Source organism: Streptomyces sp. ADI95-17 (assembly GCF_003846175.1).
In the GTDB taxonomy this organism is placed as follows: domain Bacteria; phylum Actinomycetota; class Actinomycetes; order Streptomycetales; family Streptomycetaceae; genus Streptomyces; species Streptomyces sanglieri.
The window spans coordinates 1-5,150 of the sequence record NZ_ML123047.1 but is presented as its reverse complement, the minus strand read 5'-3'; the positions used below and the strand labels follow the sequence as shown (position 1 = coordinate 5,150).

6 protein-coding genes are annotated in these 5,150 nt (G+C 72.1%); 5 read left to right on the top strand and 1 reads right to left on the bottom strand.

The annotated features are described in order from the left end of the window. The first annotated feature begins 5 nt into the window (after positions 1–5). From EES42_RS18925 to proC, 4 genes are all read left to right on the top strand, one after another. Entirely contained in the window at positions 6–812 is an 807-nt protein-coding gene (locus EES42_RS18925; protein WP_124719451.1) for a class I SAM-dependent methyltransferase, read from the top strand. Between the two features lie 32 nt (positions 813–844). Next, on the top strand, positions 845–1,612 hold the full coding sequence (locus EES42_RS18920) for an ABC transporter ATP-binding protein (RefSeq protein ID WP_124719450.1): 768 nt from the start codon (positions 845–847) through the stop codon (positions 1,610–1,612). After that, complete coding sequence (locus tag EES42_RS18915; protein WP_124719449.1) at positions 1,609–2,385, top strand: ABC transporter permease; 777 nt, start codon at positions 1,609–1,611, stop codon at positions 2,383–2,385. The genes EES42_RS18920 and EES42_RS18915 overlap by 4 nt, the downstream gene beginning before the upstream one ends. Before the next feature lie 75 nt (positions 2,386–2,460). After that, a complete protein-coding gene (gene proC / locus EES42_RS18910) occupies positions 2,461–3,270 on the top strand; it encodes a pyrroline-5-carboxylate reductase (RefSeq protein ID WP_124719448.1) in 810 nt (269 codons plus the stop codon). Position 3,271: 1 nt separating this feature from the next. On the opposite strand, the gene EES42_RS18905 is transcribed toward proC, so the two are convergent. Then, positions 3,272–3,856, bottom strand: a complete 585-nt coding sequence (locus tag EES42_RS18905) for a cysteine hydrolase family protein (RefSeq protein WP_124719447.1) — start codon at positions 3,854–3,856, stop codon at positions 3,272–3,274. Positions 3,857–3,930: 74 nt separating this feature from the next. Between EES42_RS18905 and EES42_RS18900 the strand changes: the two genes are divergently transcribed. Continuing rightward, positions 3,931–4,941 carry a GlxA family transcriptional regulator gene (locus EES42_RS18900; RefSeq protein WP_124719446.1) on the top strand — a complete coding sequence of 337 codons (1,011 nt, stop codon included), beginning with the start codon at positions 3,931–3,933 and terminating at the stop codon, positions 4,939–4,941. Positions 4,942–5,150 lie beyond the last annotated feature (209 nt).

The following is a 5,150-nucleotide window of genomic DNA, read 5'->3' as shown; positions in this document are numbered from 1 at the left end:
CCCACCTGCCCGCGCCCGCCGCCTCCCCCGCGTCCGCCACCCCGGCCCCGCCCCGCGCGCTCTCCTTCGACCGCGCGGCCGCCCAGTACGCCGCAGCCCGCCCCGGCTACCCGCCCGCGCTGTTCGACGCGGTCGAGGAACTGGCCCACCGCCCCCTGCGCGGCGCCCGCACCATCGACGTAGGGGCCGGTACGGGCATCTCCACCCGGCTCCTCCACGAGCGGGGCGCCCTGGTCACCGCCGTGGAACCGGGCGCCGGCATGGCGGAGGAGCTCCACGGCTCGCACCCCGCACTGCCCGTCGTACGCGGCGACGGCAACCGCCTCCCCCTCGCCACCGCGTCCGCCGACCTGATCACGTATGCCCAGTCCTGGCACTGGACGGACCGGGACCTCGCCACCGCCGAGGCACTGCGCGTCCTCCGTCCCGGCGGCGCCCTCGCCCTCTGGTGGAACGTCTCCGACCACTCCGTCCCCTGGATCGACGAGCAGGACGCCCGCCTCCGCCGCTTCTTCGGCGCCGGCGACTCCGCCCACGGCTCGCCCGTCCGCTCCCGAGACCTACCGCCCGGGCTCGACTTCACGCACCGCCGGCTGCCCTGGACCCGGCGGGTGCCCCTCGACACCCACCTCGCCAACCTGGGCAGCCACTCCGCCTTCCTCGTCCTCGGTGCGGAACCCACGCGACGCTTCCTCGCCGAGGAGCGCGCCCGGCTCGCGGAACTCTTTCCGGACGGCACGGTCGAGGAGAGCTACGCGGTCGAGCTGAGCGTTGCAGTCAGCCCCGGCGCGCCACTGCCGCCCACCCCTTGACGGGCAGACACCCCGGGATGAATATTCATCACATGATGAATTACCCCGGTGCCGCCGTCGAGGCCCGCGGCCTCACGGTCGTACGAGGCGATCGCACCGTCCTGCGCGCCATCGACTTCACCGTCGAACCCGGCAGGATCACCGGCCTCCTGGGCCCCTCCGGCTGCGGCAAATCGACCCTGATGCGGGCCGTCGTGGGCACCCAGGCCAAGGTCACCGGCGCCCTCGACGTGCTCGGCAGCCCCGCGGGTCACCCCACGCTCCGTCCACGCATCGGGTACGTCACCCAGGACCCGTCCGTCTACACCGACCTGACGGTCCGACAGAACCTCGACTACTTCGCGGCGATCCTCCGGCCCGGCCGCCGACAGCGCGACGCCCGCCGCGCCGCCGTCACCCGCGCCATCACCGAGGTCGACCTGACCAGCCACGCCGACGCCCTCGCCGGCACCCTCTCCGGCGGCCAGCTCGCCCGCGCCTCCCTCGCCGTGGCCCTGCTCGGCACCCCGGAACTCCTGGTCCTCGACGAACCCACCGTGGGCCTGGACCCCGTGCTCCGCCACGACCTGTGGAACCTCTTCCACCGCCTCGCCGCCGAGCACGGCACCACGCTCCTCGTCTCCTCCCACGTCATGGACGAGGCCGAGCGCTGCCACCGCCTGCTCCTCATGCGCGAGGGCGAGATCCTCGCCGACGGCACCCCCGATGCGCTGCGCACCGCCGCCCGCGCGGCCACCGTCGAAGAGGCCTTCCTCCACCTGGTCGACCAGGCCGCCACCCGTCAGGAGCCCACCCGATGAGCACGACACCCACCCCGGCGACCGCCACCCCGCTCCTGAGCCCGGCCCGCACCCTCGCCACCGCCGCCCGGGTCCTGCGCCAACTGAGCCACGACCCCCGCACCATCGCGCTGCTCCTGCTGATCCCGGTCCTGATGATCACGCTGCTGCGGTACGTGTTCGACGGCACCCCCCGCACCTTCGACGCCATCGGCGCCTCGCTGCTCGGCATCTTCCCGCTGATCACGATGTTCCTGGTGACCTCGATCGCCACCCTGCGCGAACGCACCTCGGGCACCCTCGAACGCCTCCTCGCGATGCCGCTCGGCAAGGGCGACCTGATCGCCGGCTACGCCCTCGCCTTCGGCGGCGTGGCGATCGTCCAGTCCCTCCTGGCCACCGCGGTCTCGGTCTGGGCACTCGGCCTGGACGTCATCGGCTCCCCATGGCTGCTGCTCCTGGTCGCCCTGCTCGACGCGCTGCTCGGCACGGCACTGGGCCTGTTCGTCTCCGCCTTCGCCGCGTCCGAGTTCCAGGCCGTCCAGTTCATGCCCGCGGTGATCTTCCCGCAGCTCCTGCTCTGCGGCCTGTTCGTCGCCCGCGACCGGATGGCCCCCGGCCTCGAAGCGATCTCGAACGTGCTGCCCATGTCGTACGCCGTCGACGGCATGAACGAGGTCCTCGGCCACACCGACATCACCGGCGACTTCGTCCGCGACGTACTGATCGTGGCGGGCTGCGCCCTCCTCGTACTCGCCCTCGGTGCCGCCACCCTCCGCCGCCGCACCGCCTGACACCGCCGGTGCGAGGATGGCGGACACGAGCACCGAGCACCGAGAACCGTCAGCACAGCCCGGAGGGTGAACCACATGACCCAGACAGTCGCAGTCCTCGGCACCGGAAAGATCGGCGAGGCACTGCTCAGCGGCATGATCCGGGCGGGCTGGCGCCCGGCGAACCTGCTGGTCACCACCCGCCGCTCCGAGCGCGCCGAGGAACTCCACAACCGCTACGGCGTCGACTCCGTCACCAACGCCGAGGCCGCCGGGCGCGCCGACATCCTCATCCTCGCGGTCAAGCCCCAGGACATGGGCCGGCTCCTGGACGAGCTCGCCGGGCACATCACCCCCGACCGCCTGGTCATCAGCGCGGCCGCGGGCATCACGACCGCCTTCATCGAGGACCGCCTCGCCGCGAACACCCCGGTCGTACGCGTCATGCCGAACACCCCCGTACTCGTCGACGAGGGCATGTCCGTCATCTCGGCCGGCAGCCACGCCACCACCGACCACCTCGCCGCCGCGGAGTCGATCTTCAAGGGCGTCGGCAAGACCCTCCGCGTCCCCGAGTCCCAGCAGGACGCGGCGACCGCCCTGTCCGGATCGGGCCCCGCGTACTTCTACTTCCTCGTCGAGGCGATGACCGACGCCGGCATCCTGCTCGGCCTGCCCCGCGCCCAGGCCCACGAACTGATCGTCCAGGCGGCCATCGGCGCCGCCGTGATGCTCCGCGACAGCGGCGAACACCCCGTCAAGCTCCGCGAAGCCGTCACCAGCCCGGCCGGCACCACCATCAGCGCCATCCGCGAGCTGGAGAACCACGGCGTACGGGCCGCCCTCATCGCCGCCCTCGAAGCCGCCCGCGACCGCAGCCGCGAACTCGCCTCCGGCAACGGCTGACCTACTCCGCGGCGGCGATCAGCTCCGCGCTGGAGACCACCTTCGCGAATCCACCGCCGTGCAACGACACGGCGGTGGCCCGCGCCAGCTCGTCCGCCCCCAGCGTCCACCCCCACGGCCCGGCCAGGTCGAAGGTGTGCGTCGCATCCAGCGGTACGAACACCTCGTACCCGAGGTTCCCGCCCATCCGCGCCGTCGTCTCGACGCACATATTGGTCTGGATCCCGGCCACCACGAGCTGCCGGATCCCGCTCCGGTCCAGCCACTCCTTGAGATCGGGCGTCCCGTAGAAGGCGGAGTTCACGCTCTTCGTCAGCAACAGCCCGGGCCCGTCGCCCTTCCCGCGCCGCTCCTCCACGTACCCCTTGAAGCCGTTCCCCGGCTGCCCCACCCGCAACGGCGAATCCGGCTTGGGCGAGTCGTGCCGTACGAACACCACCGGCCGCCCGCTCGACTGCCAGGCATCGATCAGCCCCGCGATGTTCCGATCCGCCTCCGGGTTGTTCCGGGGCCCCCAGTACGCCTCGTCCTCGAAGCCTTCCTGCACGTCCACCACGATCAGCGCCGCGTTCTCTGCGATCTCCATACGAACGATCCTGCCGCCCGGCGCTCCCACGCCCCAGAGGTCGGAAAGCCATCGATCGATGCTTTACTGCCACGATGGCGACCACCCCCGATCCCACCCGCATCGCGCTCGTCGCCTTCCCCGGCGTACGAGCCTTCGACGTCTCGGTCATCACGGAGGTCTGGGGCGTCGACCGCACCGACCGCGGCGTCCCGCCCTTCGAGCTGCGCCGCACCGCCGCGGAACCCGCCCCCATCGCGCTGCGCGGCGGCCTCTCCCTCACCCCGGACCGCACCCTCGCCTGGCTCGCCCGCGCCGACCTCGTCGTCGTCCCCGGCCTAGACGACCACCTGACCCCGGCCCCCGCCCCGGTCCTGGCGGCCCTCCGCCGCGCCCACACCCGAGGCATTCCGATCGCCTCCCTGTGCGGAGGCGCCTTCACGCTCGCCCAGGCCGGCCTGCTGGACGGCCGCCGAGCAGTCACCCACTGGCGCCTCACCGACGACCTCCGCGCCGGCCATCCCGAGGTGAAGGTGACCCAGGACGCCCTCTTCCTGCACGACGACAACATCTGGACGTCGGCAGGCACCGCGGCCGGCATCGACCTCTGCCTCCATCTCGTACGCACGATCCACGGAGCCGAGACCGCGGCCACGATCGCCCGTTCGATGGTCACGGCCCCGTTCCGCACCGGCACCCAGGCCCAGTTCATCGAGCACCCCACCCCCCGAGCCGACCGCGACGCCGACACCCTCGCCGCGGTACGCGCCTTCGCCCTGGCCCATCTGGCCGAACCGCACACGGTCGCCGCCCTTGCCACCCGCGCCGGAATGTCCCCCCGCTCCTTCGCCCGCCACTTCCAGGCCACCACTGGCACGACCCCGCTCCGCTGGCTGATCGCCCAACGCATCGCCGCAGCTCAGAAGCTCCTCGAACGCACCGACCTCCCCCTCCCCGAGGTCGCCCGCCGCACCGGCTTCGGCAGCGAGATCACCATGCGCCAGCACTTCGCCACCCACCTGTCCACCAGCCCCCGCGACTACCGCCTGGCCTTCCACCGGCAACCGGACCCGACCGGGGTTGACACGCCCATCCCGCATCCGTAGTGTGCTCCGAGTTGTCCGACGTGAGCGCCGACTCCGGTCGGTCCCCGGGCAGCCAATCCGCAGTAACCACATATGACCAGCGACATCTGTCGCCGGACTTTCTGTGCGCATTTGCGGAATGAGGAATCCGCGTTCGAAGGAACGCGACCCCGATTAGCGTCGGGGCCCTGGATTCCGCTAAAGTCTCACTCGTCGGAACGGCCCAACGG

Excerpts from the sequence above, each read along its gene's own strand:
- EES42_RS18920 (WP_124719450.1), top strand. The coding sequence starts at position 845 with ATGATGAATTACCCCGGTGCCGCCGTCGAGGCCCGCGGCCTCACGGTC.
- EES42_RS18905 (WP_124719447.1), bottom strand. The coding sequence starts at position 3,856 with ATGGAGATCGCAGAGAACGCGGCGCTGATCGTGGTGGACGTGCAGGAA.
- EES42_RS18915 (WP_124719449.1), top strand. The coding sequence starts at position 1,609 with ATGAGCACGACACCCACCCCGGCGACCGCCACCCCGCTCCTGAGCCCG.
- proC (WP_124719448.1), top strand. The coding sequence starts at position 2,461 with ATGACCCAGACAGTCGCAGTCCTCGGCACCGGAAAGATCGGCGAGGCA.
- EES42_RS18900 (WP_124719446.1), top strand. The coding sequence starts at position 3,931 with ATGGCGACCACCCCCGATCCCACCCGCATCGCGCTCGTCGCCTTCCCC.